The sequence below is a fragment of the Pseudomonas boreofloridensis genome, assembly GCF_030580795.1.
Lineage (GTDB): Bacteria > Pseudomonadota > Gammaproteobacteria > Pseudomonadales > Pseudomonadaceae > Aquipseudomonas > Aquipseudomonas boreofloridensis.
In genome coordinates, this window is record NZ_JAUQOQ010000005.1 from 276,520 (window position 1) to 299,678 (window position 23,159).

Genomic DNA, 23,159 nt, shown 5'->3' on the forward strand with positions numbered 1-23,159 from the left:
CCTGCGCCACTGGGCGAACGCGCTCAGGCCGGTAATCCAGGCCCGAGCGCAGCGATGTCGCACCCTTCATCGGCCAGCTTCTGCGTATCGATCGGCAGACCGCTGGCGATCAGCCGCTTGCAGGCGATGAACGCCTTCGCCTGGTTGACGCACAGCGCGCTGAGCATCCGTTCGCCCTTGAGGTAGAAACGACAGAAACTGCCGCTGTCCATGGAGCCCCGTTGTATCACTTGATCATAGCCATCTGCCATGCCTGCGATCTGCAGGCGGGTGGCGTATTGATCGGACCAGAACCAGGGCAACGCATCATGGCACTTTTGCACGCCGCAGAGGGTTCCTGCTGCGACCCTGGCTTGGTCGCTGGCGTTGGCCAGGCATTCCAGGCGCACGTGACGCTGCAGGTGGTGGCTGGGAAAGCGGGTGCAGTCGCCAGCGGCGACGATGTGCGGATCGCGGGTGCGGCAGTGCGCATCCACCAGGATGCCGTCTTCGACCTCCAGCCCCGCGGCCTCGGCCAGTTCGGTGTTGGGCTGTACGCCGATGCCGATCACCACCAGGTCTGCGTCCAGACGTCGGCCATCGCTGCACAGCACCCCGGTGACGGCGTCGTGACCGAGCAGTTCGCTCACGTGGCAGCCTGTCTCGATGGTCACGCCGTGGGCGGCGTGCAGGGCCTGGAAGAAGGCTGAGACCGGCGCGTCGACACTGCGTCCGAGGATGCGCGGCGCCGCCTCCAGCACCTGCACGTGCAGTCCCGCCTGGCGCAGACTGGCCGCCGTTTCCAGACCGATGTAACCGGCGCCGATGATTACGGCGTTGCGGGCGGTGGGCAGTTCGGCACGCAGCCGATCGGCATCGGCCAGGTCGCGCAGGTAGTGCACGCCACGCAGGTTCGAGCCTTTGAGCGGCAGTCGGCGCAGGCGGGCACCGGTGCACAGCGCCAGCTTGTCGTAGGCCAGGCGGGTGTGGTCGGACAGCACCACGTGGCGGGTCTGGCGGTCGATGTGGGTGACGCGGGTGTTGCTCAGCAGTTCGATGGCGTGTTTGTCCAGGCTCGCCTGCGGATGGATGATCGCCAGCTCGCTGTCGCCCTTGAGGTAGGCCTTGGACAACGGCGGGCGGTGGTAGGGCAGGCCCGGTTCGTCACCGATCAACAGCACACGGCCTGGCCAGCCTTCCTGGCGCAGGCCGACTGCCAAGTGGATGCCGGCGTGGCTGGCGCCGACGATGATGCAGGTGGCGTTCATGCGCAGACCTCCTGGTCGCTGGCGTTGGGCCGCTCGACCCGCAGCAGACGCTTGAGCAACTTACCGGTGGGTTCGCGCGGCAACTCCTGGCGAAACTCGAGGCTGCGCGGACACTTGATCGATGACAGGTGCTCACGACAGAACTGCAGGAGCGTGGTGGCCAGGGCGTCGTTGGCCAGGCTTATGTCGTGCAGTTGGATCAACGCATGCACCGACTCGCCCAGGTCGGGGTCGGGAATGCCGATGACAGCGGCGTCGAGCACCAGCGGGTGGCTGACCAGCACATTCTCGGTTTCCTGGGGGTACACGTTGACCCCGCCGGAAATGATCATGTTGCTCTGACGGTCGGTGAGGTAGAGAAAGCCTTCTTCGTCGAGGTGGCCGATGTCGCCGACGCACGCCCAGCCCCGGTCATTGTAGGCTTCGGCGGTCTTGGCCGGATCCTTGTGGTAGGAGAACGGCAGGCTGTCGGAGAAGTACACCAGACCGTCTTCTCCGGCAGGCAGGCTGCGTCCGCTTTCGTCGAGGATGTGCAGCCGACCGTAGATGGCCCGTCCGACCGTGCCGGGGTGCGCGAGCCAGTCGTGGGTGTTGGACATGGTCATGCCGATCTGTTCGGTACTGCCGTAGTACTCATAGAGAATCGGTCCCCACCAGTCGATCATCGCTTGCTTGGTGGCTATGGGGCAGGGCGCGGCGGCGTGCACCACCACTCGCTGGCTGCTCAGGTCGTAACGCTGGCGAAGCGGCGCTGGCAGGTTGAGCAGGCGATGGAACATGGTCGGCACCCACTGACTATGGCTGACCCGATGGGTCTCGATGGCCGCCAGCGCGTTCTGCGCCTCGAATTTCTCCATCAGCACCGCCGTGCCGCCCAGCACATGCACGCCGCGCACCCACTTCAACGGTGCTGCGTGGTAGTAGGGGGCAGGCGACAGGTAGACGCAGCGCTCGTCCACGGCGAAGGCCTTTTCCAGTTGCTGGGCAATGATCTCGGTGCTGCCCAGGGGCTTGCCGGTGAGGGCCGGCTTGACGCCCTTGGGACGTCCGGTGGTGCCCGAGGAATAGAGCATTTCACTGCCCTCGCGGGCGTCCTCCAGCGGCGTGGCCAGGTGCGTCTGCAAGGCCTCAAGCAATGCCGGACGACCTTCGCAGGGCGCTTCGAGAATGAACACCTGGGGCGGTGAGGACAGTTCGGACAGCGCGGCGAGCAGCGCGGCGGTGGCACAGCGGGCGCTGAGGACCAGCACCGTGGCGTCGCAATTCTCGACGATGTAGACCGTCTCCGCTGGGGTCAGACGGGTGCTGAGGAAGGTGTAGTACAAGCCGGCATAGTGCGCGCCCCATTGCAGGGCCGGGCATTCGACGCGGTTTTCCAACTGATAGGCGACGTGGTCGCCGTAGCCCAGGCCCAGGCTGTGATACAGGCGGGCGAGACGATTGGCGAAGGCATCCAGCGCCCGGTAGGTGAGCGAGACGCCGGTTTCGGCCATCACCACTGCCGGGCGCTCGGGTGCGAGCTGGGCGTGGTAGCCGGGGTGGCGGAGCAGGGAAGTGGCCATGCAGCGGTTCCTCGAAAAAACGCAGACGAAAGGCGATCAGTCCATCAGCAGTACTGGCTTGACGCAGGTGCCGGCATGCTGGGCGGCGATGGCCTCGTTGATCTGGGCGAAGGGGAAGGTGGTGACCAGCTTGTCGATCGGCAGTTGCCCGGCCTGGTACAAGGCGATCAGTTCCGGAATCGACGTCTGCGGATCGCTGTCGCCTTCGATGATGCCTTTGAAAACCGTGCCGTTCTGTACCAGCTCGGCGAGCGTGCCCGGCAGTTTCTGCTCCCAGGCCTGGGGCACGCCGACCAGGCCGACGCTGGCGCGCGGTGCCAGGCAGCGGCAGGCGGCTTCCAGGGCAGCAGCGATGCCCGAGGTGTCGAAGAGGTAGTCGACGCCGCTGGGCAGTGTGCGCCGCACCCTGTCCTCGAGGGCTTCGTTCAGCGGGTCGAGGGTCAAGGTCGCGCCCAGTTCCAGGGCCAGGGCACGGCGGGCGGCGTGGGGTTCGCTGACGATGATGTGGCGGCAGCCGCGCAGCTTCGCCGCCATGACCGCCGCCAGTCCGACCGCGCCACCGCCGAGCACCAGCAGTGAGGAGCCGGCTTCGCAGGCCAACGCGCGGGCGATGCTGCCAAAGCCGGTCTGGATACCGCATCCCAGCGGGCTCACCAGCGCCAGCGGCATGTCCTCGGGCACCTTGACCACGTTGCGCGCGTTGGCGATGCAGTGGTTGGCGAACGACGACTGGCCGAAGAAATTGCCTGCCACCGGATGCCCCTGGGCATCGTGCAGGTTGCTGCCGCCCTCGCGCATGCCGGTGAAATTGAGCAGACCGAAGGCGTGGCAGTACGACGGATCATGGCGCTGGCAGCGAGGGCACTGGCCGCAGGCACTGAAACTGATGGCGACCGGGTCGCCGGGTTGCACGTGAGTGACCTGGGCTCCGGTTCTGAGCACCACGCCGGCCCCTTCATGGCCCAGCACGGCCGGTGGCTGGATCGGCAGCACGCCGGCGGCGGCGACCAGGTCGGTGTGACAGATGCCGACACTGACGACCCGTACCAGCACTTCATCGTCTCGGGGGTCGTCCAGTTCGAGGGTTTCCAGGCTGAACGCCGGGCTGGCGGGGCGGATGACCGCAGCGACAATCTTCATGGCAGCTTCCTTGGTCAGGGTCAGAAGAACTTGAACAGCCAGCGCAGGATCCGGCGTGTGGTCTGGGTGTAGGGCGGGAAGAACAGGCTCGACAGCATTACCCGGCTTTCCAGGATCGCGCGCTCGTGGGAGAAGGCGCGGATGCCCCACTCGGCGTGATAGCTGCCCATGCCGGAGTTGTTCACCCCGCCGAAGGGCAAGTTGTTGTGCAGGAAATGCCCGGCGATGTGGTTGATGCACGACGCGCCAGCGCTGGTGTTGTTCAGCAGGTGCTCGATGGCCTGGCGGTCCTTGCTCCAGATGTACAGCGCCAGCGGTTTGGGCGCTTGATTGATGCGGGCGATGACCTCGTCCAGCGTGTCGAACGCGATGATCGGCAGCACCGGGCCGAAGATCTCTTCCTGCATGATGCGCGCATCGTCCGGCACGTTTTCCAGCAGCGTCGGTGAGATGAACCGCGCCTGGGGATCGGCCAGCGCGCCATAGCTGGCTTGGGCACCGCGCGCGACGGCGTCGTCGATCAGACCGCTGATGCGACTGGCGTGGCGCTCGTTGACGATCCGTGCGAAGGGCGCGCCACGGGCCTGCTCACCCTCGCCATAGACATGGCTCAAGTGGCGTTTGAGTAGGCTGACGAAGCGCGCTTTGACGCTGCTGGCGACATAAATATGATCGGGGGCGATGCAGGTCTGCCCGGCGTTGAGAAACTTGCCCCAGGTGATGGTTCTCACCGCCATGTCCAGGTCGGCAGTGGCGTCGATGATGGTCGGCGACTTGCCGCCCAACTCCAGCGTGACGCTGGTCAGGTGCTCGGCGGCGGCGCGCATGACCACCTTGCCGATGGCCGGCGACCCGGTGAAGAAGCTGTGGTCGAACGGCAACTCGAGCAACTGGCTGGCGACGCTGGCATCGCCTTCGAAAATGGCCACTTCGCGCTCGTCGAAGGTGCTGCGGATGATCTCGACCATTACCGCAGACAAATGCGGCGTCAGCTCCGAGGTCTTGATGATGACCGTGTTGCCCGAGGCGATGGCCGGCACCAGCGGGCCGAAGGTCAGGGTGATGGGGTAGTTCCACGGCGAAATGATCAGGCAGCGTCCGCGTGGCTCGTAGCGCACCGACGCACGGGTGCCGAGCATCAGCGCAGTGCTGGCGATCCGCTTGGGCTTGAGCCATGTGCGCAGGTGCTTGCAGGTGTGGCTGATCTCCATGATGACGGTGAGCAGTTCGGTCATTTCCACTTCGATGTCGGGCTTACCGAAATCCAGGGCGCCGGCGCGGATGATTGCGTCGCGGCGTGCCTCGATGGCCGCGCGCAGGCGCTTGAGTTTGCCGATTCGCGCCTCGACCGTGGAGGTGCGCAGGTGCAGCGCGGTTTCACGCTGGGCGGCGAACACGCGCTGGATATCGGCGCCGCTGGCATTGACGAGCGGGGCGGTCGTGCTGCGGGTGGGGGCGTGGACTGACACTGGCAGGCTCTCCGATTTATTGTTCTGGTGGAGATAGGGGCGACGTGCTTGAGGCCACTATGGCGCAGCCGCGCGGTACGGGGCTTCGTCACAAAGGACTAAAACGCGGCCATGCAACGGCGAATGCATCTGGCAGGCGGACAACCAGACTAAAGGCGGGGGTACGCGGTGGCGGGCAAGGCTAGGGTGGCGGCAAGACAACCGCCTTCAGGTGCTGCCGATGCGTCCCTATGTTGACTATGTGTTCGATCCCGCCACCCGTTGCGCCACGCTGACGTTCGATCGTCCGGAGGTGTTGAACGCCATCGACGTGGGCATGGCCGAGGCTTTCGGCGCAGCGGTACTGCGCGCCACGGCCGAGCCGGGGCTGCGCCTGGTGGTGATTCGCGGTGCGGGCCGGGCGTTCGTGGCCGGCGGCAACCTGCAGCGCTTCGCCGACGACTTCGACCAGGCCGACAGGATGGTCGATCAACTGCTCGATCACTTGCATCCGGCGATCCTGGCCTTGCACAGCACGCCGGCGCTGGTGCTGGCCTGCGTGCAGGGCGTGGTCGCTGGTGCCGGCCTGAGCCTGATGCTCGGTTGCGACCTGGTCTTGGCCGCCGAAGACACTCGGCTACTGTTGGCCTACAACAAGGTCGCGGCTTCGCCGGATTGCGGCGGCACCTACTTCCTACCCAGGCGTATCGGCGCCGGGGCGGCGATGAAACTGATGGTCGGACAGGGTGAGTTGAGTGCGCGCGATGCCTGCGCGCTGGGGATGCTGGAGTGGTGCGTGGCGCCCGCCGAACTCGAGCTGCGATTGCAGGCCTTGTGCGACGAGATCCTCAATGGGCCGAGTCTGGCCTTCGGCAGCTACAAAGCGTTGACGCGGGGGCCGGCGCAGGCATTGCGCGCGCATCTGCAGCGCGAGCGCGCAGCGTTCTGCGCGGCGACCAAAACTGCCGATTTTCGTGAGGGTGTCAGTGCTTTTCTGGCTCGCCGTGTGCCGCAGTTCCGAGGGTGCTGATGACTGGGTGGGACACAGTCAGTGAAGGGGCCAGAAGGCCTGCAGAACTCGACAGGCATAAAAAAACCGATGTCATCGGCTGACATCGGTTTGATCTGGATTGCTTGGCGAGGCCGCAAGCGCGTACAGGCTTACTCTTCGCCCATCTGCGACTGCAGGTAGTTCTCGATGCCGATCTTGTCGATCAGGCCCAACTGGGTTTCCAGCCAGTCGATGTGCTCTTCCTCGGCTTCGAGGATGTCTTCGAGCAGGTCGCGCGAGCCAAAGTCACCAGCGGTTTCGCAGTGGGCGATGGCGGCTTTCAGATCAATCAGGCCTTTGTTTTCGATCTTAAGATCGCACTCGAGCATTTCACGGGTGTGCTCGCCGATGAGCAGTTTGCCCAGGTCCTGAACGTTGGGAATGCCTTCGAGGAAGAGAATACGCTTGATCAATTTATCGGCGTGCTTCATCTCGTCGATGGACTCTTTGTACTCGTGCTTGCCGAGCGCGTTCAGGCCCCAGTCTTCATACATACGCGCGTGCAGGAAGTACTGGTTGATCGCGACCAGCTCGTTTCCGAGGATCTTGTTGAGATGCTGGATGACGCTTACGTCGCCTTTCATGTCCGGGTTCCTGCCCTGAGAAGTGAGCCAATAGGCGAAGTCTGAGCCCGACAACTTTCTATGTCAAACCTAAGTTGTTGAATAATAAGTGAAAATTAATAGGAATAAGAATGTTTGTGAACCGCGTTGGTGGGCTAACTTATTGAATTACAGGCATAAAAAAACCGGACACGAGGTCCGGTTCTTTGAAAGGGGGTGTTTTAAGCGGCGGTGAATTCGACGGGGTAGGGCAGTGCAGGCTGCTGGGCGAGCTGAAGTTCGGTCAGGGTCTCACGAACCACCTGCTTGGCCAGGCAGGCGCATTTACCACATTGGCTGGCCACGTTGGTGGCGGTACGGACTTCCTTGTAGCTGCAGCATCCTTCGTAGATCGCATCGCGGATCTGTCCATCGGTGACGCCGACGCAGAGACATACGTACATAGGGTCTGACCATCGCTGGGTGAGTCGATGCGTTGGAGACTAATGGTAATGAGAATGCTTGTCAAAGTACTTGAAGAATGATTCATCTTCGCACGACCGGCGGTCCGATTCGGCCTGTCATGCTATCCCGTGTATGATGGTTGGTCTTTGCAGGATGCCGGGCGAGTCGACTCGCCTGTGCAACGGTTTTCACCCCCATCAGGAGATGACGAATGAGCGTACTCGTTGGTAAACAAGCCCCGGACTTCACCGTTCCAGCCGTGCTGGGCAACGGCGAGATCGTCGACAGCTTCAACCTGGCTTCGGCGATCAAAGGCAAGTATGGCCTGGTGTTCTTCTACCCGCTGGACTTCACCTTCGTCTGCCCGTCCGAGCTGATTGCCCTGGACCACCGCATTCCCGATTTCGAAGCCCGTGGCGTGGAAGTGATCGGCGTGTCGATCGACTCGCATTTCACCCACAACGCCTGGCGTAACACCCCGGTCAACAACGGCGGCATCGGCCAAGTGAAGTACACCCTGGCTGCCGACATCACTCACGAAATCTGCAAGGCCTACGACGTCGAGTCCGAAGGCGGCGTGGCCTTCCGTGGTGCGTTCCTGATCGACAAGAACGGCGTGGTCCGTTCGCAGATCATCAACGACCTGCCGCTGGGCCGTAACATGGACGAGCTGCTGCGCTTGGTCGACGCCCTGCAATTCCACGAAGAGCACGGCGAAGTCTGCCCGGCCAACTGGAAGAAAGGCGACAAAGGCATGAACGCTTCGCCGGAAGGCGTAGCGGCCTACCTGAGCGAGAACGCCGGCAAGCTGTAATACGGTGTGACGCAAAAAAAACCGGCCTCCTGGCCGGTTTTTTTTGCGTCGAGTTTTTAGCGACAAGCGGCAAAGAAAGCCAGCACTGCGGTGTCCACGCTTGCCGCTTGCCGCTTGCCGCTTGCCGCTTGCCGCTTGCCGCTTGCCGCTTGCCGCTTGCCGCTTGCTCAGCCGCGCCAGCCGCCCATGTCCTTCCAACGGTTGACGATGCCGCAGAACAGCTCAGCGGTTTTCTCCGTGTCGTAGCGCGCCGAGTGCGCCTCGCGCCCGTCGAAGTCGATGTCTGCGCTCTGGCACGCTCTGGCCAGTACCGTCTGACCGTAGGCCAAGCCGGCCAGCGTGGCGGTGTCGAAGCTGGAGAAGGGGTGGAAGGGGTTGCGCTTGAGGTCGTTGCGCGCCACCGCAGCGTTGAGGAAGCCCAGGTCGAAGCTGCTGTTGTGGCCGACCAGGATCGCCCGCTTGCAGCCATTGGCCTTCAGCGCTTTGCGCACACCACGGAAGATGTCGGTGAGTGCGCTTTCCTCGCTCACGGCCATGCGCAGCGGGTGATCCAGCTTGATGCCGGTGAACTCCAGCGCAGCAGGCTCGATATTGGCGCCTTCGAAAGGCTCGACACGGAAGAAGTAGGTGTGTTCCGGGAACAGGAAGCCCTTTTCGTCCATGCCGATGGTGACGGCGGCAATTTCCAGCAGCGCGTCGGTGGCGCTGTTGAAACCGCCGGTCTCGACATCCACCACCACCGGCAGGTAGCCGCGAAAACGCTCGGCCATGGGATGGCGCGAACCGCCACCGGACGGCAAGTCTTGATCGTCTTCGTAGAGGTCTTCGCTCATACGGTGTCCTCCAGCAGGCGCCAGCGCAGGGTTTCACCCGCACGCAGCGGCACCACCTGGGTATCGCCGAACGGCAGGCTGGTCGGTGCGGTCCAGTCTTCACGGATGAGCGTGATGCGGTCGGTGTTCGCCGGCAGGCCATAGAACGCTGGACCGTGCAGGCTGGCGAAGCCCTCCAGCTTGTCCAAGGCGTTGCGTTGCTCGAAGGCTTCGGCGTACAGCTCGATGGCCGCGTAGGCGGTGTAGCAACCGGCGCAACCGCAGGCCGCTTCCTTGGCATGCTGGGCATGCGGCGCCGAGTCGGTACCGAGGAAGAACTTCGGATTACCGCTGGTGGCCGCATCCAGCAGGGCCACTTGGTGCGTATTGCGCTTGAGGATCGGCAGGCAATAGAAGTGTGGACGAATGCCGCCGACCAGCATGTGGTTGCGGTTGTACAGCAGGTGCTGCGCGGTGATGGTCGCCGCGACGTTGGCCGGGGCCTCGCTGACGAATTGCGCGGCATCGGCGGTGGTGATGTGCTCGAACACCACCTTGAGCGTCGGGAAGCGCTCGACCAGGCGACGCATATGCTCATCGATGAAGCGTTTTTCGCGGTCGAACACGTCGATGTCCGCGCGCGTCACTTCACCATGCACCAACAGCGGCAGCCCGGTTTCGGCCAGCGCTTCGATCGCCGGGAAGATATTGTCGATGCTGGTGACGCCCGAGTCGGAGTTGGTCGTGGCGCCGGCCGGATAGAGCTTGGCAGCGAACACGATGCCGCTGGCCTTGGCCGCATGGATGTCTTCGGGGCGGGTGCGGTCGGTGAGGTACAGCACCATCAGGGGCTCGAAACGGCTGCCGGCAGGACGCGCCGCGAGGATGCGCTCGCGGTAGGCTTCGGCTTCATGGGCGGTACGTACCGGCGGAACCAGATTGGGCATGATGATGGCGCGGGCGAAGGTACGCGCCACGTCGCCGACGGTATGTCGCAGCACAGCTCCATCGCGCAGATGGATGTGCCAGTCGTCGGGACGCAGGAGGGTCAGGCGATCGGACATTGGGGTTTCCAGGCGGTTCGAACTCAGCCGCCAATGCTACCGGAAAACCCTGAGAGCGGCACGGCTATCAAGTTTTCCAGCAGGCGTCCGATAGCCTGCAGGTAAGACGTCAGAATTTGTGGAGCCGCCTGTGCGCCAGCGTTACCTACTCCTGCTCAGCCTGTGCGCCAGCCTGCCGGCCGGTGCAATGACCTTCCAGACCCGCATGGAGAACATCGCGTGGAAGGTCGAAGGCGATCAGTTCGAGTGTCGGCTGATTCAGCCCATCGAGGGCTTCGGCAGCGGTCAGTTCGTGCGCCGTGCCGGAGAGCAGCCGGTGTTCCAGCTGCGTTCTGACAGCAACGCGCTGGGCGCGGGCTCGGCCACCCTGTTGGCGGCTGCCGCGCCATGGCAACCCGGACGTGGCGACGTCAACCTGGGGGCCGTGCGTCTAAGCCGCTCCGGCGTGCTGTTCAGCACCTCCCAGGGACAGGCCAGCCGGTTGATCAACGGGTTGCTCGACGGCCGCAGTACCGTGGTGCGCAACTATACCGGCGAGGGCGGCCGGCCCATGGAAGTGCATGTGTTGCCGGTCAGCTTCGCCAAGGCCTACAGCGACTATCAGGTCTGCGCCGCCAAGCTGTTGCCGATGAATTACGATCAGATTCGTCAGACCCAGATACCGTTCCCCGGCACCGGTTTCGAGCTGGACAGCTCGGCACGGGCGCGTCTGGACGTGATCCTCGACTACATGAAGGCCGATCCGACGGTCAACCATATCGAGCTCGACGGCCATTCCGACAACAGCGGCAATCGCCTGGCCAACCGCGATGCGTCGCGGCGTCGTGCCATGGCCGTGGCCGAGTATCTGCAAGCCCACGGTGTGCCGGAGGCGCAGATCGTCGTACGTTTCCACGGTGAGCGTTATCCGCTGGTCAAGAACAACACCCCCGCCAATCGCGCGCGCAATCGGCGTGTGAACATTCAGCTCGACCGTGTCACGCCGGTCGAGAAACCGGTCGAGAAGCCCCACGACGCGGCGCCTGCCACGCCCGCCCAGCCCGCTGCGGCGCCTGCCGCGACCGCTGCGCCAGCGGCCACCGCTGCGGCAGCCTCGGCCAAGAAAATCTGATTTCGACGGAAGGTCGCGCCCGCGACACTTCCTGTCGCTTTGGCATCAGAAGCTGTCGCGCCACTGTAAATTCCTCAACGAGACCGGTAGAATCGCGGGTTNTCCGTACAACCCCGTGGAGTGATGGCATGGCGGACGTAAAGAAGGTCGTACTGGCGTATTCCGGCGGCCTTGATACTTCGGTGATTCTCAAGTGGCTGCAAGACACCTACAACTGCGAAGTGGTGACCTTCACCGCTGACCTGGGCCAGGGCGAAGAGGTCGAACCGGCCCGTGCCAAGGCGCAGGCCATGGGCGTCAAGGAAATCTACATCGACGACCTGCGCGAAGAGTTCGTCCGCGACTTCGTCTTCCCGATGTTCCGTGCCAATACCGTCTACGAAGGCGAGTACCTGCTGGGTACCTCCATCGCCCGTCCGTTGATCGCCAAGCGTCTGATCGAAATCGCCAACGAAACCGGTGCCGACGCGATCTCCCACGGCGCCACCGGCAAAGGCAACGACCAGGTGCGCTTCGAACTGGGCGCCTATGCGCTCAAGCCCGGCGTCAAGGTCATCGCCCCGTGGCGTGAATGGGACTTGCTGTCCCGTGAAAAGCTGATGGATTACGCCGAGAAACACGGTATTCCGATCGAGCGTCATGGCAAGAAGAAATCGCCGTATTCGATGGACGCCAACCTGTTGCACATCTCCTACGAAGGCGGCGTTCTGGAAGATACCTGGACCGAGCACGAAGAAGACATGTGGCGCTGGAGCGTCTCCCCGGAAAATGCCCCGGACCAGGCGACTTATCTCGAGCTGACCTACCGCAACGGTGACATCGTGGCCATTGACGGCGTCGAGAAGACGCCGGCCACCGTGCTGGCCGATCTGAACCGCATTGGCGGCGCCAACGGCATCGGTCGCCTGGACATCGTCGAAAACCGCTACGTGGGCATGAAGTCGCGCGGCTGCTACGAGACGCCTGGCGGTACCATCATGCTCAAGGCGCACCGTGCCATCGAGTCGATCACGCTGGACCGCGAAGTCGCTCACCTCAAGGATGAGCTGATGCCCAAGTACGCCAGCCTGATCTACACCGGTTACTGGTGGAGCCCGGAGCGGGTGATGCTGCAGCAGATGATCGACGCTTCCCAGGTCAACGTGAACGGTGTCGTGCGCCTGAAACTGTACAAGGGCAACGTCACCGTCGTCGGTCGCAAGTCGGACGACTCGCTGTTCGATGCCAACATCGCTACCTTCGAGGAAGATGGCGGCGCCTACAATCAGGCCGACGCGGCAGGCTTCATCAAGCTCAACGCCCTGCGCATGCGTATTGCTGCGAACAAGGGTCGCTCGCTGCTCTGATTGTTGTTGCAGTGAACAAAGCCCGGTCGCAACGACCGGGTTTTTTGTATCTGCGGGTAGTGCTCCGGCCCGCCTACAAGTCTATTTTGTCGCCTTTCTCCAACGCTCGAATCGACAGCAAGATGCGTGATCGGCACTCCAGGTTGTAGAAGATCCACCGGCACTCCCTGCCGGGGGGGCGATCGAGTGCATTGAGCACGTGAGTCTCGATGTTCTTGTGTGCACCGGGCCCTGACAGGGCGATGGTCATGGGCGCCTGGGTATCGGCGTAGAGCGGCTCCTCATCGTCCACAGCGCGCTTGTCCGGGGTGTAGAGCGACTCGTGGTTGAAGTTCAGCGTCAAAAAGAACAGCACGGTGAGGAAAAACGGGAAGCCCACCAGAAACCAGGTGTAGATCGATTGACTGCTCTCGCTCAGGAACGGCAACGAAGCAAGCGCCGACGCCTCGATGATGCCGGAGAAAATGGCAATGATCGTCAAGGGACTCATCTGTTCGGTGCTGTTCATGGCGAGGGCCTCCTTCGGGCTTTGTCCATCTGTACCCTGTCGCCTCGCCGAGAAAAACGCTTGCTGTTTCCCCTCAAGGAAAAAATTACCGGTTGTCATGGGCCCGGTATAACTATTCGCTCCCAAAAGGTTGAAAGATCTCACTCGTTGGTCGTGCTATCCGCACTTTGCGTTTTTGCGGCCACTGGACTTTTACCTGATTGCCCATTCAGGTGATGGATATCGAACGGATCTGTCGCCCAAATGTAGGACGTTTCTATTAGCAGTGTAAGTTTCATCTTTGCCTGCGTCCTACTGATGAATCACCGCGCCACAACAGCGATGGCTCGGTTATCGTGGCGCGTCAGAACTTAGAACGGATCAATGGATATCCCATGAATAAAGTACTTATCGTGGATGATCATCCGGTCATTCGCTTGGCCGTACGTATGTTGATGGAGCGTCATGGATATGAAGTAGTGGCGGAGACCGATAACGGTGTAGATGCGCTGCAGATGACCCGGGACTATCTGCCCGATATCGTCGTACTCGACATTGGCATACCCAAGCTCGACGGTTTGGAGGTGATCGCGCGCATGACGGCGGCGAGTCCTGGGAGCAAGGTGCTGGTGCTGACCTCACAGGCCCCAGGGCACTTTTCCATGCGCTGCATGCAGGCCGGCGCGGCCGGTTACGTGTGCAAGCAGCAGGAACTGACCGAACTGCTCAGCGCGATCAAGGCCGTGCTCTCGGGGTATAGCTACTTCCCCAATCAGGCGCTGCACAAGACTCGCAGCGGCGTCAGTGGCGGCAGCGAGAGCGAGATGGTCGAGCGCCTGTCAGGGCGCGAAATGATGGTGCTGCAGCAGTTGGCCAGAGGACGAACCAACAAGGAAATTGCCGATAGCATGTTTCTCAGCAACAAGACGGTGAGCACCTACAAGACCCGGCTGCTGCTCAAGCTCAATGCGCGATCGCTGGTGGACCTGATCGAGCTCGCGCAGCGCCATGGCCTGGCCTGAAACACTTGGGGCCTCTAGGGCAAGAGGCCTGCGTGCCACGGGCTAGAGGTCGTAATCGAAGTCGGCCAATTGCCGCTGCAAGCGCCGTTCTTCGAGCAAGTTGTCGATAGTGCGGCGTTTGCTCAGGTTGGTTTTGGCAGGTTCCACCTGCGGTTCTGCGTCGTCTTCCGCGACGAAGTCCTCGTCGATCAATTCGTCTTTATCGGTGCTCATGCATCGCTCCAAGCCAAGGGGCCATTGGCCGTCCTTATAGCGAGAATCGCAGAACCGGTAAAAAAGATTTTTTCAATCGGACATCATGATTTTTTGCTAAAGCGTCAATCGTCCGAGGTCTTGTGCCGATACTCGCACAAGTCCTCGATCCGGCAACTGCCGCAGCGGGGCTTGCGTGCCTGGCAGACGTAACGGCCGTGGAGGATCAGCCAGTGGTGGGCGTCGAGCAGGTAATCCTTCGGCACGAACTTCAGCAGCTTCTTCTCCACCTCCAGGACGGTCTTGCCTGGCGCAACCCCTGTGCGGTTGCTGACCCTGAAAATGTGGGTATCCACTGCCATCGCCAGTTGCCGAAAGGCCGTATTGAGGACCACGTTGGCTGTCTTGCGGCCCACACCGGGCAGGGCCTCCAGCGCTTCGCGCGTCTGCGGCACCTCGCTACCGTGCTGCTCGATGAGCAGGCGGCACGTTTCGATGACGTTCTTGGCCTTGCTGTTGTACAGGCCGATGGTCTTGATGTACTCGCTCAACCCCGCCACGCCCAGAGCGAAAATGGCCTCAGGGGTATTGGCCACCGGATACAGCCGGGCGGTAGCCTTGTTCACACCCACATCGGTCGCCTGCGCGGACAGAATCACCGCGATCAGCAGTTCGAAAGGGGTGGTATAGGCCAGTTCGGTTTTCGGGTCAGGGTTGTCTTCGTGCAGCCTGCGAAAGATCTCCAGGCGTTTGGCGGCATTCATGAGGCCACGCATTCCTCGGCGACGGAAAGGGGAGAGTCAGCGCTGCAGCCTGGGGCGTCGGAAGACGCCTCAGGCCGGGGGCCGGTTCACTTGATGCGTTGGCCTGGCTTGGCACCGCTGTCGGGGCTGAGCAGGTAGATTTCCTCGCCGCCGGGGCCAGCCGCCATGACCATGCCTTCGGAGACGCCGAAGCGCATTTTGCGCGGCTTGAGGTTGGCGACCATCATCGTCAATCGGCCTTCGAGCTTGGAAGGGTCAGGATAGGCCGACTTGATGCCGGAGAACACGTTGCGCCGTTCATCGCCAATGTCCAGGGTCAGTTGCAGCAGCTTGTCGGCTCCGGCCACCGCCTCGGCTTTGACGATCAACGCGACACGCAGATCGACGGCAGCGAAGGTGTCGAACTCGATCTCAGCCGACAGCGGATCTTTGCCCAATTCGCCATTGCCCGCCGGCGCCTGAGCGTCGGCGCTCAGCAAGTCTTCCTTGCTGGCGGCGATCATGGCCTCGACCTTGGCTGGCTCGATGCGGCTCATCAACGCCTTGAACGGGTTCAGGGTATGGCTTTCCAGGCGCGACAGGTGGTCGTTCCACGTCAGCGGTGCGACGTTCAGGAAGGCCTCGGCATCGGCGGCCAGCAGCGGCAGCACGGGTTTGAGGAAGATCACCAGTTGCCTGAACAGGTTGATGCCCTGGGCACAGATGGCCTGGACCTCGTCCTGCTTGCCTTCCTGCTTGGCCAGGGACCAAGGGGCTTTATCGGCGATCCACGCATTGGCACGATCGGCCAGGGCCATGATCTCGCGCATGGCGCGGCCGAAGTCGCGGGCTTCATAGGCGTCGGCGATCGACGGGGCGGCGGCGAGGAACGCCTCGGTGAGCTCCGGTGCCGCGTCGCCAGCGACCATCACGCCCTGGTTGCCCTTATGGATGAAGCCTGCGCAGCGGCTGGCGATGTTCACCACTTTGCCGACCAGGTCCGAGTTGACCTTCTGCACGAAGTCGTCGAGGTTCAGGTCGAGGTCGTCTACACCGCGTCCGAGCTTGGCCGCGTAGTAGTAACGCAGGTATTCGGGCTGCAGGTGATCCAGGTAGGTGCGGGCCTTGATGAAGGTGCCGCGGGATTTGGACATCTTCGCGCCGTTGACGGTGAGGTAGCCGTGCACGTTCACTGCGGTCGGCTTGCGCAAGCCAGCGCCTTCGAGCATCGCGGGCCAGAACAGCGCGTGGAAGTTGACGATGTCCTTGCCGATGAAGTGGTACAGCTCGGCTTGCGAGCCTTCGTTCCAGAACGCGTCGAAGTCCAGCTCCGGACGGCGAGCGCACAGGTTCTTGAAACTGGCCATGTAGCCGATCGGAGCGTCCAGCCAGACATAGAAGTACTTGCCGGGCTCGCCTGGAATCTCGAAGCCGAAGTAGGGGGCGTCACGGGAGATGTCCCACTCCTGAAGGCCCGCGTCCAACCACTCGGCCAGCTTGTTGGCCACGGCTTCCTGCAGGGTGCCGCTGCGGGTCCACTGCTGCAGCATGGCCTGGAAATCTGGCAGCTTGAAGAAGAAATGCTGGGAGTCGCGCAGCACTGGGGTGGCGCCGGAGATGGCCGACTTGGGGTTCTTCAGTTCGGTTGGCGCGTAGGTGGCACCGCATTTTTCGCAGTTGTCACCGTACTGGTCCTCGGCGGCGCACTTCGGGCAGGTGCCCTTGATGAAGCGATCGGCCAGGAACATACCCTTTTCCGGATCGAAATACTGGGTCACCGACCGATTGGCGATGTGCCCGGCTTCGCGCAGGCGGGTGTAGATCAGGCTCGACAGTTCACGGTTTTCTTCGCTATGGGTCGAGTGGAAGTTGTCGAAGTCGACCAGGAAGTCTGCGAAGTCGCTGCTGTGCTCGGCCTGCACGTTGGCGATCAACTGCTCGGGGGTGATGCCTTCCTTCTCCGCGCGCAGCATGATCGCCGAGCCGTGGGCATCGTCGGCGCAGACATAGATGCACTGATTGCCGCGCAGCTTCTGGAAGCGCACCCACATGTCCGTCTGGATGTATTCCAGCATGTGGCCAAGGTGAATCGATCCATTGGCATAGGGCAGGGCGCTGGTGACGAGAATCTGACGTGGCTCGGACATGGTGGCTCGGCTACTTATCTGGCGACGGGTAAAAATGAGGATGATCGGCCACTATAAAGGGCTGGCGCAGATATTTCACCCCGCAGACGCATCTGTGCGCGCTTGCGGGTTAGCATAGGCGCCTGTTCCACTTTTCCGAAAAATGCCACGGGAGTCTCCATGAGTGCCGTCACACCCGCCGCCATCGAAGGCGTGCTTCGCCAGTACACCGACCCGTACCTGAACCAGGATCCGGTCAGCGCCGGCTGCGTGCGCGCCATCGACGTTCAAGACGGTCAGGTCAGTGTGCGCTTGCAATTGGGTTACGCCGCCGGCCTGTTCACCAATGGCTGGGCTCAGGTGCTGCAGACGGCCATCGAGAACCTCGACGGCGTGACGTCGGCGCAGGTGCGCATCGACACGCAAATCGTTGCGCACAAGGCTCAAGCCCAGGTGCCGGCGCTGGCCAATGTGAAGAACGTCATCGCGGTGGCCTCGGGCAAGGGTGGCGTGGGCAAGTCGACCACTGCCGCCAACCTCGCCCTGGCCTTGGCGCGCGAGGGGGCGCGGGTGGGTATCCTCGATGCCGATATCTATGGGCCGAGCCAGGGCGTGATGTTCGGCATCCCGGAGGGTACGCGCCCGCAGATCCGTGATCAGAAGTGGTTCGTGCCGATCAAGGCCCATGGTGTCGAGGTGATGTCCATGGCGTTCCTCACTGACGACAACACGCCGATGGTCTGGCGCGGACCGATGGTCTCCGGCGCCTTGCAGCAACTAGTGACCCAGACCGCCTGGGACGATCTCGACTATCTGGTGATCGACATGCCGCCGGGCACTGGCGACATCCAGTTGACCCTGGCGCAGAAAGTGCCGGTGGTCGGTTCCGTGGTAGTGACCACGCCTCAGGACTTGGCGTTGCTCGATGCCAAGAAGGGCGTCGAGATGTTCCGCAAGGTCAACATCCCGGTGCTGGGTGTGGTGGAGAACATGGCGGTGCACATTTGCTCGAATTGCGGCCATGCCGAGCACCTGTTCGGCGAGGGCGGTGGAGAGAAGCTGGCGAGCCAGTACGGGGTCGAGTTGCTGGCGTCGCTGCCGCTGTCCATGGTCATTCGTGAGCAGGCTGACAGTGGCAAGCCTACAGCTATCGCCGAGCCGGATAGCCAGATCGCCATGATCTATCAGGAACTGGCGCGTCAGGTCGGTGCGCGCATCGTGCTGCAAGAGGCCGCAGCACCGGCGATGCCGAGCATTACCATCAGCGAGGACTGATCCGGCACTTAGGATTGCATTGCGGGCTTGCCCGCGATGCATCCAGCGCTGACCCATTCGCAGCCATAAAAAAACCCGCCATAAGGCGGGTTCTTTTGAAAGCGAGGAAGCTAAATCGACTTAGGCGATTTGAACTTCTTCAGCCTGCATACCTTTCTGGCCGCGGGTAGCGACGAAGGTAACAGCCTGGCCTTCTTTCAGGGTTTTGAAGCCGTCAGCCTGGATGGCTTTGAAGTGTACGAACAGGTCGTCACCCGACTGAGGGGTGATGAAGCCGTAGCCCTTCTCATCGTTGAACCACTTGACGGTACCGGATTGGCGGTTGGACATGTGTCTGTCTCCTTGGACAAAGTAGATTTCGGCTCAGGAAACGCCCTGGCCGGGACTGAGTGCAAAGAGAGCGGAAAATTCAGCGATGGGCCGATCAGGATCGTGCATCTAACAGATTCTCGGTGTCACGTGCAGCACAGTGGCGTCACCTTACCCCACTTTCCGCAACCTGCCAATGGCCAACAGCGGCTTTGATGAAATTCGTCTCGGCGAAGCGCGAGCCCGTGCCGGGCGCGGGATAGGGCAGGAAACTTTATCGTGTCGGCCAGGACCGGTAAGATGCGCATCTCGTTTTCAATCTCGACCTTTCAGGACAACCCGCCATGAGCATCAAATCGGACAAGTGGATTCGCCGCATGGCGCAGGAACACGGTATGATCGAACCCTTCGTCGAACGCCAGGTGCGCGGTGAACAGGACAGCCGGGTGATTTCCTTCGGGGTGTCCAGCTACGGCTACGATGTGCGCTGCGCCGACGAGTTCAAGGTCTTCACCAACATCAACTCGGCGACCGTCGATCCGAAGAATTTCGACGAAGGCAGCTTCGTCGACATCAAGAGCGATGTCTGCATCATTCCGCCGAACTCCTTCGCCCTGGCGCGCACCGTCGAGTATTTCCGCATTCCCCGTGACGTGCTGACCATCTGTCTGGGCAAGAGCACTTACGCCCGCTGCGGGATCATCGTCAACGTCACGCCGCTGGAGCCTGAGTGGGAAGGTCACGTGACCCTCGAGTTCTCCAACACCACGACCCTGCCGGCGAAGATCTACGCCAACGAAGGCGTGGCGCAAATGCTGTTCCTGCAGTCCGATGAGGCCTGCGAAGTGTCGTACCGCGACCGTGGCGGCAAGTACCAGGGCCAACGTGGCGTGACCCTGCCGCGCACGTGAACCGACGAACCGGGGGAATTAGTTTCCCTTTTGACACTCCTACGAGGTAACTCCCCGGCGTGCATAACGCGCGCCGGCCTTGTCTGGAGCAGCCCATGAAACTCGACCCTGCAATCAGTGCCAAACTGGCTGGCCTGCAGCCGAACCAGATCGGCATGCTGGCGTGGAGCCTCCTTGCACACCCTCCGGTGCACTTGCATGCCGGCGGTGTACCACACCAGCCCGATCCCGACCCAGCGCCCACGGAGCCCGGCGAACCCACCATACCGGACCAGCCACCGCCTACCCCGATGGCCTGATCACCTGGGTAGTGCCCATACACGATCCCCACCCGCCACGAACAGGCGGGTGCCTGGAGAAGGGTCCACAGTCCAGCCTCCGGTGAACTCGCCGAAGGCTGGTAGCAGGCTGACAGTGTTGTCAAAGACGAAACACGGCAGCCTCAGCCGTTGCCTACCGCGACCTTTGAGCACGCAGGCCGGGTGGACGTGTCCGGCGATCACTGGCAGTGTGGCATGGGCTTTGGGCTCGTGTGCCAACGCAATACCGCCCATCACCCAAGGTTCCTCTACCACCTCGATCCCCAGCGTGTGCGGCGGGTCGCCTGCATGGCGATCATGGTTACCCCGCACCAGAATCATCTTCAATTGCGGATGCCTGTCGCGCCACAGCGCCAGCCTGGCGAGCGTGGCCGGTGCCCGGGCGCTGCGCGCATGGAGAAAGTCGCCCAGTACGATCAATTGTTGGCAATCGTAATGTTCCAGTAGCCGGTCCAGGCGCTCCAGCGTCGCGCTGGTGGTGCCTCGGGGCACTGGCTGGTGGAGGGCACGGTAGCTGGCCGCCTTGCCGATGTGCACATCGGCCACCAGCAGCGCCCGTTGCGCCGGCCAGTAAAGCGCCTTGTCCGGTAATAGCCAGAGGGTTTCGCCGCAGTGCTCAATGACCAGATGTTGCACGTCCAGCGAGGCCTCCTCGACAGGGTGTGGGTGATTCACGGTCGGCTCGCCGCCTTCTCCAGGTCGGCCACCATCCGCGCGATACGATCGGCGAGCTTTTCGGTGCTCAGGGTCTCGCGCATCCCTTCGATCAGCAGTGCGAAAGCCAGTGGGCTGGGCCGTTGCAATGCATGCAGGTCCAGGCTCAGGCCTGCCAGTTTCTGCAATTGGTGACTCAGCCGCTCGATTTCCAGTTCTTCCATCAGCACCTCGTCACGCGCCTGGCCCAGCAGCAGGTTATCCGCATCATGCTTGCGGAACACTTCGTAGAACAGACCGCTGGACGCTTGGATCTGACGGGTACTTTTCTGCGCTGCCGGGTAGCCGCCAAAGACCAGGCCGGCGATCTGGGCGATTTCTCGAAAACGCCGCAGCGCCATCTCCCCCGCATTCAAGCTGGCAAGCACATCCTCGAGCAGATCATCGACCGTCAGCGCGGCGGGCAGATACGCTGCCCAGTCCACCGCGCTGGCGGCCAGCAATTCGAAGCCATAGTCGTTGACGGCGATCGAGACCGACAGCGGCTGCTGCCGGCTGACCCGCCAAGCGAGCAGATTGGCCAGTCCCAGGTTGGCCATGCGCCCGGCGAAGGGATAGACGAACAAGTGCCAGCCCTGGCGCGTATGCAGCGTCTCGGCGAGCAAGGTGCGTTGCGTGGGCAGCGCCGACCAACTGGCCTGAAGCGCCAGCAAGGGACGCACCGCGCGCATTTCCGGGCCCTCGTAATGGCCATGGGCCGCGGCATCCAGGCGCTCGACCAAGGCATCGGCCAGCTCGCTGGACAGCGGCATGCGCCCCCCATTCCAGCGTGCCACCGCCGCTTTGCGCGCCGTGCTGCGACGCACGTAGGCGGTCATGTGTTCTACCCGTACCAGCTCCAGGATGCGCCCGCCGAACAGCAGGGTATCGCCAGGCTTGAGACGGGCGATGAACGATTCTTCGACGCTGCCCAGCGACTTGCCGCCTCCGCCTTTGCTCCAGTATTTCAGTTGCAGGCTGGCATCGCTGACGATGGTGCCGATGCCTAAGCGATGGCGGCGTGCCAGACGCTCGCTGGCCACGCGCCAGAGGCCATCGGGGTGAGCTTCGACGCGTTGGTAATCCGGGTAGGCCGTCAGCGAGCTGCCGCCATGGCGCACGAAGGCCAGTGCCCACTGCCACTGGGCGTCCTGCAAGTCCTGAAAGGCCCAGGTGCTGCGCACCTCCTCGAGTAACTGCTCAGGCCGGAACCCGCTGCCCAGCGCCATGCTGACCACGTGCTGGACCAGCACGTCCATGCTCAGCCGCGGCGAGCGACGCGCCTCGATGTGCCCGGCCGCCAAGGCCTGTCGAGCCGCGGCGGCCTCCACCAGTTCCAGGCTGTGGGTCGGTACCAAGGTGATGCGGGACGTCCTGCCTGGCGCGTGTCCCGACCGCCCGGCACGCTGCAGCAGGCGCGCGATGCCTTTGGCCGAACCGATCTGCAGCACCCGTTCGACTGGCAGGAAATCCACCCCCAAGTCCAGGCTCGAGGTGCAGATCACCGCTTTCAGCGTCCCCTGCTTGAGGCTGCGCTCCACCCAGTCGCGGGTGTGCCGGGCCAGCGACGCGTGGTGCAGCGCGATCAGGCCTGCCCAGTCGGGGCGGGCATCGAGCAGCGCCTGGTACCACAATTCGGCCTGGGCGCGGGTATTGGTGAACACCAGGCTGCTGGCGCTGGCCTCGAGCTCGGCGCTGACCTTGGTCAGCATCTTCAACCCCATGTGCCCAGCCCAAGGGAATCGCTCGATTTCGTCCGGCAGCAAGGTATCGACCTGGATGCGTTTGTCCTGGCGCCCTTGCACCAGACGTCCGCCGCCAGGCAGCAGCACCTCGAGCGCGTGCGGCAGGTTGCCCAAAGTGGCCGACAGGCCCCAGACCACCAACTGTGGCTGCCAGCGCCGCAGGCGAGCCAGGGCCAGTTGCAACTGCACGCCACGCTTATTGCCCAGCAGTTCATGCCACTCATCCACCACGATCATGCGCAGCTCGGCAAAGTCGCGCTCGGCGTGTTCACGGGTGAGCAGCAAGGTCAGGCTTTCCGGGGTGGTCACCAGCGCACTGGGCAGGCGTCGAGTCTGCCGTGCGCGCTCGGCGCTGGACGTGTCACCGCTGCGCACGCCGATGCTCCAAGGCAGCGCCAACTCATCGACCGGTGCCTGCAAGGCGCGGGCGGTATCACTGGCCAGCGCACGCATGGGCGTGATCCATAACACCTGCAGCGGCGCCGGATGACGTCCACTCACAGGACGGGCGAAGGCTCGCAGGGCACCCAACCAGACGGCGTAGGTCTTGCCGCTGCCGGTACTGGCATGCAGCAGGCCCGATTCGCCGCGCTCAATCGCTGCCCACACGGTGCGCTGGAAGGCGAAGGGCTTCCAGCGTCGGCTGCTGAACCAGGCGTTGGCGAGGTCGGGTGAGGTGGGCATCAGTGGCCGGTCTCGTCGAAGGCTGTGCTTCTACAGACCCGCCAGTGTGC

General features: G+C 62.8%; 23 protein-coding genes. 8 read left to right on the plus strand and 15 right to left on the minus strand.

Annotated features, from left to right (window positions below; translation table 11 throughout):
* Window positions 1-23: 23 nt before the first annotated feature.
* From Q6A47_RS08735 to Q6A47_RS08750, 4 genes are read right to left on the minus strand one after another with little or no spacing between them, the layout of a single operon-like run.
* Window positions 24-1,247 carry an NAD(P)/FAD-dependent oxidoreductase gene (locus Q6A47_RS08735; protein WP_304484003.1) on the minus strand — a complete coding sequence of 408 codons (1,224 nt, stop codon included), beginning with the start codon at window positions 1,245-1,247 and terminating at the stop codon, window positions 24-26.
* Window positions 1,244-2,809 (minus strand): acyl-CoA synthetase, encoded by a 1,566-nt coding sequence (locus tag Q6A47_RS08740; protein ID WP_304484004.1) that lies wholly within the window; start codon window positions 2,807-2,809, stop codon window positions 1,244-1,246. The genes Q6A47_RS08735 and Q6A47_RS08740 overlap by 4 nt, the downstream gene beginning before the upstream one ends.
* A 36-nt stretch (window positions 2,810-2,845) precedes the next feature.
* Window positions 2,846-3,949 carry an NAD(P)-dependent alcohol dehydrogenase gene (locus Q6A47_RS08745; protein WP_304484006.1) on the minus strand — a complete coding sequence of 368 codons (1,104 nt, stop codon included), beginning with the start codon at window positions 3,947-3,949 and terminating at the stop codon, window positions 2,846-2,848.
* 20 nt (window positions 3,950-3,969) lie between these two features.
* On the minus strand, window positions 3,970-5,418 hold the full coding sequence (locus tag Q6A47_RS08750; RefSeq protein WP_304484007.1) for an aldehyde dehydrogenase family protein: 1,449 nt from the start codon (window positions 5,416-5,418) through the stop codon (window positions 3,970-3,972).
* A gap of 220 nt (window positions 5,419-5,638) precedes the next feature.
* Between Q6A47_RS08750 and Q6A47_RS08755 the strand changes: the two genes are divergently transcribed.
* Window positions 5,639-6,427 carry an enoyl-CoA hydratase/isomerase family protein gene (locus Q6A47_RS08755; RefSeq protein WP_304484009.1) on the plus strand — a complete coding sequence of 263 codons (789 nt, stop codon included), beginning with the start codon at window positions 5,639-5,641 and terminating at the stop codon, window positions 6,425-6,427.
* Window positions 6,428-6,558: 131 nt separating this feature from the next.
* Here Q6A47_RS08755 and bfr read toward each other — a convergent pair whose 3' ends face one another.
* Together bfr and Q6A47_RS08765 are read right to left on the minus strand one after the other, a co-directional pair.
* On the minus strand, window positions 6,559-7,032 hold the full coding sequence (bfr, locus tag Q6A47_RS08760; protein WP_029613238.1) for a bacterioferritin: 474 nt from the start codon (window positions 7,030-7,032) through the stop codon (window positions 6,559-6,561).
* Window positions 7,033-7,232: 200 nt separating this feature from the next.
* Complete coding sequence (locus Q6A47_RS08765) at window positions 7,233-7,454, minus strand: bacterioferritin-associated ferredoxin (protein ID WP_029613237.1); 222 nt, start codon at window positions 7,452-7,454, stop codon at window positions 7,233-7,235.
* A gap of 212 nt (window positions 7,455-7,666) precedes the next feature.
* Between Q6A47_RS08765 and Q6A47_RS08770 the strand changes: the two genes are divergently transcribed.
* Window positions 7,667-8,269: a peroxiredoxin gene (locus Q6A47_RS08770; RefSeq protein WP_039575942.1), complete on the plus strand. Its 603-nt coding sequence runs from the start codon at window positions 7,667-7,669 to the stop codon at window positions 8,267-8,269.
* A gap of 167 nt (window positions 8,270-8,436) precedes the next feature.
* Here Q6A47_RS08770 and rnt read toward each other — a convergent pair whose 3' ends face one another.
* Entirely contained in the window at window positions 8,437-9,102 is a 666-nt protein-coding gene (gene rnt, locus Q6A47_RS08775; protein WP_029613236.1) for a ribonuclease T, read from the minus strand.
* Window positions 9,099-10,145 (minus strand): dihydroorotase, encoded by a 1,047-nt coding sequence (pyrC, locus tag Q6A47_RS08780; protein ID WP_304484013.1) that lies wholly within the window; start codon window positions 10,143-10,145, stop codon window positions 9,099-9,101. Before pyrC ends, rnt begins: the two co-directional genes overlap by 4 nt.
* 130 nt (window positions 10,146-10,275) lie before the next feature.
* Here pyrC and Q6A47_RS08785 point away from each other — a divergent pair, with 130 nt between their 5' ends.
* A complete protein-coding gene (locus Q6A47_RS08785) occupies window positions 10,276-11,256 on the plus strand; it encodes a flagellar protein MotY (RefSeq protein ID WP_295481349.1) in 981 nt (326 codons plus the stop codon).
* A 128-nt stretch (window positions 11,257-11,384) separates the two neighbouring features.
* Entirely contained in the window at window positions 11,385-12,602 is a 1,218-nt protein-coding gene (locus Q6A47_RS08790) for an argininosuccinate synthase (protein WP_029613234.1), read from the plus strand.
* Between the two features lie 73 nt (window positions 12,603-12,675).
* On the opposite strand, the gene Q6A47_RS08795 is transcribed toward Q6A47_RS08790, so the two are convergent.
* Complete coding sequence (locus tag Q6A47_RS08795) at window positions 12,676-13,110, minus strand: hypothetical protein (RefSeq protein ID WP_304484016.1); 435 nt, start codon at window positions 13,108-13,110, stop codon at window positions 12,676-12,678.
* 374 nt (window positions 13,111-13,484) lie between these two features.
* On the opposite strand from Q6A47_RS08795, the gene Q6A47_RS08800 reads away from it, so the two are divergent.
* Window positions 13,485-14,111 (plus strand): response regulator transcription factor, encoded by a 627-nt coding sequence (locus Q6A47_RS08800; RefSeq protein WP_029613232.1) that lies wholly within the window; start codon window positions 13,485-13,487, stop codon window positions 14,109-14,111.
* A 42-nt stretch (window positions 14,112-14,153) separates the two neighbouring features.
* On the opposite strand, the gene Q6A47_RS08805 is transcribed toward Q6A47_RS08800, so the two are convergent.
* The 3 genes from Q6A47_RS08805 to metG all read right to left on the minus strand — a co-directional run bounded on the left by Q6A47_RS08805 (window position 14,154) and on the right by metG (window position 17,193).
* Window positions 14,154-14,324, minus strand: a complete 171-nt coding sequence (locus Q6A47_RS08805; protein WP_029613231.1) for a PA3496 family putative envelope integrity protein — start codon at window positions 14,322-14,324, stop codon at window positions 14,154-14,156.
* A 104-nt stretch (window positions 14,325-14,428) separates the two neighbouring features.
* Window positions 14,429-15,067 (minus strand): endonuclease III, encoded by a 639-nt coding sequence (gene nth / locus Q6A47_RS08810; RefSeq protein WP_039575953.1) that lies wholly within the window; start codon window positions 15,065-15,067, stop codon window positions 14,429-14,431.
* Between the two features lie 86 nt (window positions 15,068-15,153).
* Entirely contained in the window at window positions 15,154-17,193 is a 2,040-nt protein-coding gene (gene metG, locus Q6A47_RS08815) for a methionine--tRNA ligase (protein WP_039575955.1), read from the minus strand.
* Between the two features lie 159 nt (window positions 17,194-17,352).
* On the opposite strand from metG, the gene apbC reads away from it, so the two are divergent.
* Entirely contained in the window at window positions 17,353-18,447 is a 1,095-nt protein-coding gene (gene apbC / locus Q6A47_RS08820) for an iron-sulfur cluster carrier protein ApbC (protein ID WP_039575957.1), read from the plus strand.
* 120 nt (window positions 18,448-18,567) lie between these two features.
* Here apbC and Q6A47_RS08825 read toward each other — a convergent pair whose 3' ends face one another.
* Window positions 18,568-18,777, minus strand: coding sequence for a cold-shock protein (locus tag Q6A47_RS08825; RefSeq protein WP_016488765.1), 210 nt, complete (start codon window positions 18,775-18,777; stop codon window positions 18,568-18,570).
* Between the two features lie 323 nt (window positions 18,778-19,100).
* Between Q6A47_RS08825 and dcd the strand changes: the two genes are divergently transcribed.
* Window positions 19,101-19,667, plus strand: a complete 567-nt coding sequence (gene dcd / locus Q6A47_RS08830) for a dCTP deaminase (RefSeq protein WP_029613227.1) — start codon at window positions 19,101-19,103, stop codon at window positions 19,665-19,667.
* Window positions 19,668-19,762: 95 nt separating this feature from the next.
* Window positions 19,763-19,966: a hypothetical protein gene (locus tag Q6A47_RS08835; protein WP_029613226.1), complete on the plus strand. Its 204-nt coding sequence runs from the start codon at window positions 19,763-19,765 to the stop codon at window positions 19,964-19,966.
* Here Q6A47_RS08835 and pdeM read toward each other — a convergent pair whose 3' ends face one another.
* Window positions 19,967-20,623 carry a ligase-associated DNA damage response endonuclease PdeM gene (gene pdeM, locus Q6A47_RS08840; RefSeq protein WP_029613225.1) on the minus strand — a complete coding sequence of 219 codons (657 nt, stop codon included), beginning with the start codon at window positions 20,621-20,623 and terminating at the stop codon, window positions 19,967-19,969.
* A gap of 35 nt (window positions 20,624-20,658) precedes the next feature.
* On the minus strand, window positions 20,659-23,109 hold the full coding sequence (locus Q6A47_RS08845; protein ID WP_304484023.1) for a ligase-associated DNA damage response DEXH box helicase: 2,451 nt from the start codon (window positions 23,107-23,109) through the stop codon (window positions 20,659-20,661).
* Window positions 23,110-23,159 lie beyond the last annotated feature (50 nt).

Excerpts from the sequence above, each read along its gene's own strand:
- Q6A47_RS08735 (WP_304484003.1), bottom strand. The coding sequence starts at position 1,247 with ATGAACGCCACCTGCATCATCGTCGGCGCCAGCCACGCCGGCATCCAC.
- Q6A47_RS08740 (WP_304484004.1), bottom strand. The coding sequence starts at position 2,809 with ATGGCCACTTCCCTGCTCCGCCACCCCGGCTACCACGCCCAGCTCGCA.
- Q6A47_RS08745 (WP_304484006.1), bottom strand. The coding sequence starts at position 3,949 with ATGAAGATTGTCGCTGCGGTCATCCGCCCCGCCAGCCCGGCGTTCAGC.
- Q6A47_RS08755 (WP_304484009.1), top strand. The coding sequence starts at position 5,639 with ATGCGTCCCTATGTTGACTATGTGTTCGATCCCGCCACCCGTTGCGCC.
- bfr (WP_029613238.1), bottom strand. The coding sequence starts at position 7,032 with ATGAAAGGCGACGTAAGCGTCATCCAGCATCTCAACAAGATCCTCGGA.
- Q6A47_RS08765 (WP_029613237.1), bottom strand. The coding sequence starts at position 7,454 with ATGTACGTATGTCTCTGCGTCGGCGTCACCGATGGACAGATCCGCGAT.
- Q6A47_RS08770 (WP_039575942.1), top strand. The coding sequence starts at position 7,667 with ATGAGCGTACTCGTTGGTAAACAAGCCCCGGACTTCACCGTTCCAGCC.
- rnt (WP_029613236.1), bottom strand. The coding sequence starts at position 9,102 with ATGAGCGAAGACCTCTACGAAGACGATCAAGACTTGCCGTCCGGTGGC.
- pyrC (WP_304484013.1), bottom strand. The coding sequence starts at position 10,145 with ATGTCCGATCGCCTGACCCTCCTGCGTCCCGACGACTGGCACATCCAT.
- Q6A47_RS08790 (WP_029613234.1), top strand. The coding sequence starts at position 11,385 with ATGGCGGACGTAAAGAAGGTCGTACTGGCGTATTCCGGCGGCCTTGAT.
- Q6A47_RS08795 (WP_304484016.1), bottom strand. The coding sequence starts at position 13,110 with ATGAACAGCACCGAACAGATGAGTCCCTTGACGATCATTGCCATTTTC.
- Q6A47_RS08800 (WP_029613232.1), top strand. The coding sequence starts at position 13,485 with ATGAATAAAGTACTTATCGTGGATGATCATCCGGTCATTCGCTTGGCC.
- Q6A47_RS08805 (WP_029613231.1), bottom strand. The coding sequence starts at position 14,324 with ATGAGCACCGATAAAGACGAATTGATCGACGAGGACTTCGTCGCGGAA.
- nth (WP_039575953.1), bottom strand. The coding sequence starts at position 15,067 with ATGAATGCCGCCAAACGCCTGGAGATCTTTCGCAGGCTGCACGAAGAC.
- metG (WP_039575955.1), bottom strand. The coding sequence starts at position 17,193 with ATGTCCGAGCCACGTCAGATTCTCGTCACCAGCGCCCTGCCCTATGCC.
- apbC (WP_039575957.1), top strand. The coding sequence starts at position 17,353 with ATGAGTGCCGTCACACCCGCCGCCATCGAAGGCGTGCTTCGCCAGTAC.
- Q6A47_RS08825 (WP_016488765.1), bottom strand. The coding sequence starts at position 18,777 with ATGTCCAACCGCCAATCCGGTACCGTCAAGTGGTTCAACGATGAGAAG.
- dcd (WP_029613227.1), top strand. The coding sequence starts at position 19,101 with ATGAGCATCAAATCGGACAAGTGGATTCGCCGCATGGCGCAGGAACAC.
- Q6A47_RS08835 (WP_029613226.1), top strand. The coding sequence starts at position 19,763 with ATGAAACTCGACCCTGCAATCAGTGCCAAACTGGCTGGCCTGCAGCCG.
- Q6A47_RS08845 (WP_304484023.1), bottom strand. The coding sequence starts at position 23,109 with ATGCCCACCTCACCCGACCTCGCCAACGCCTGGTTCAGCAGCCGACGC.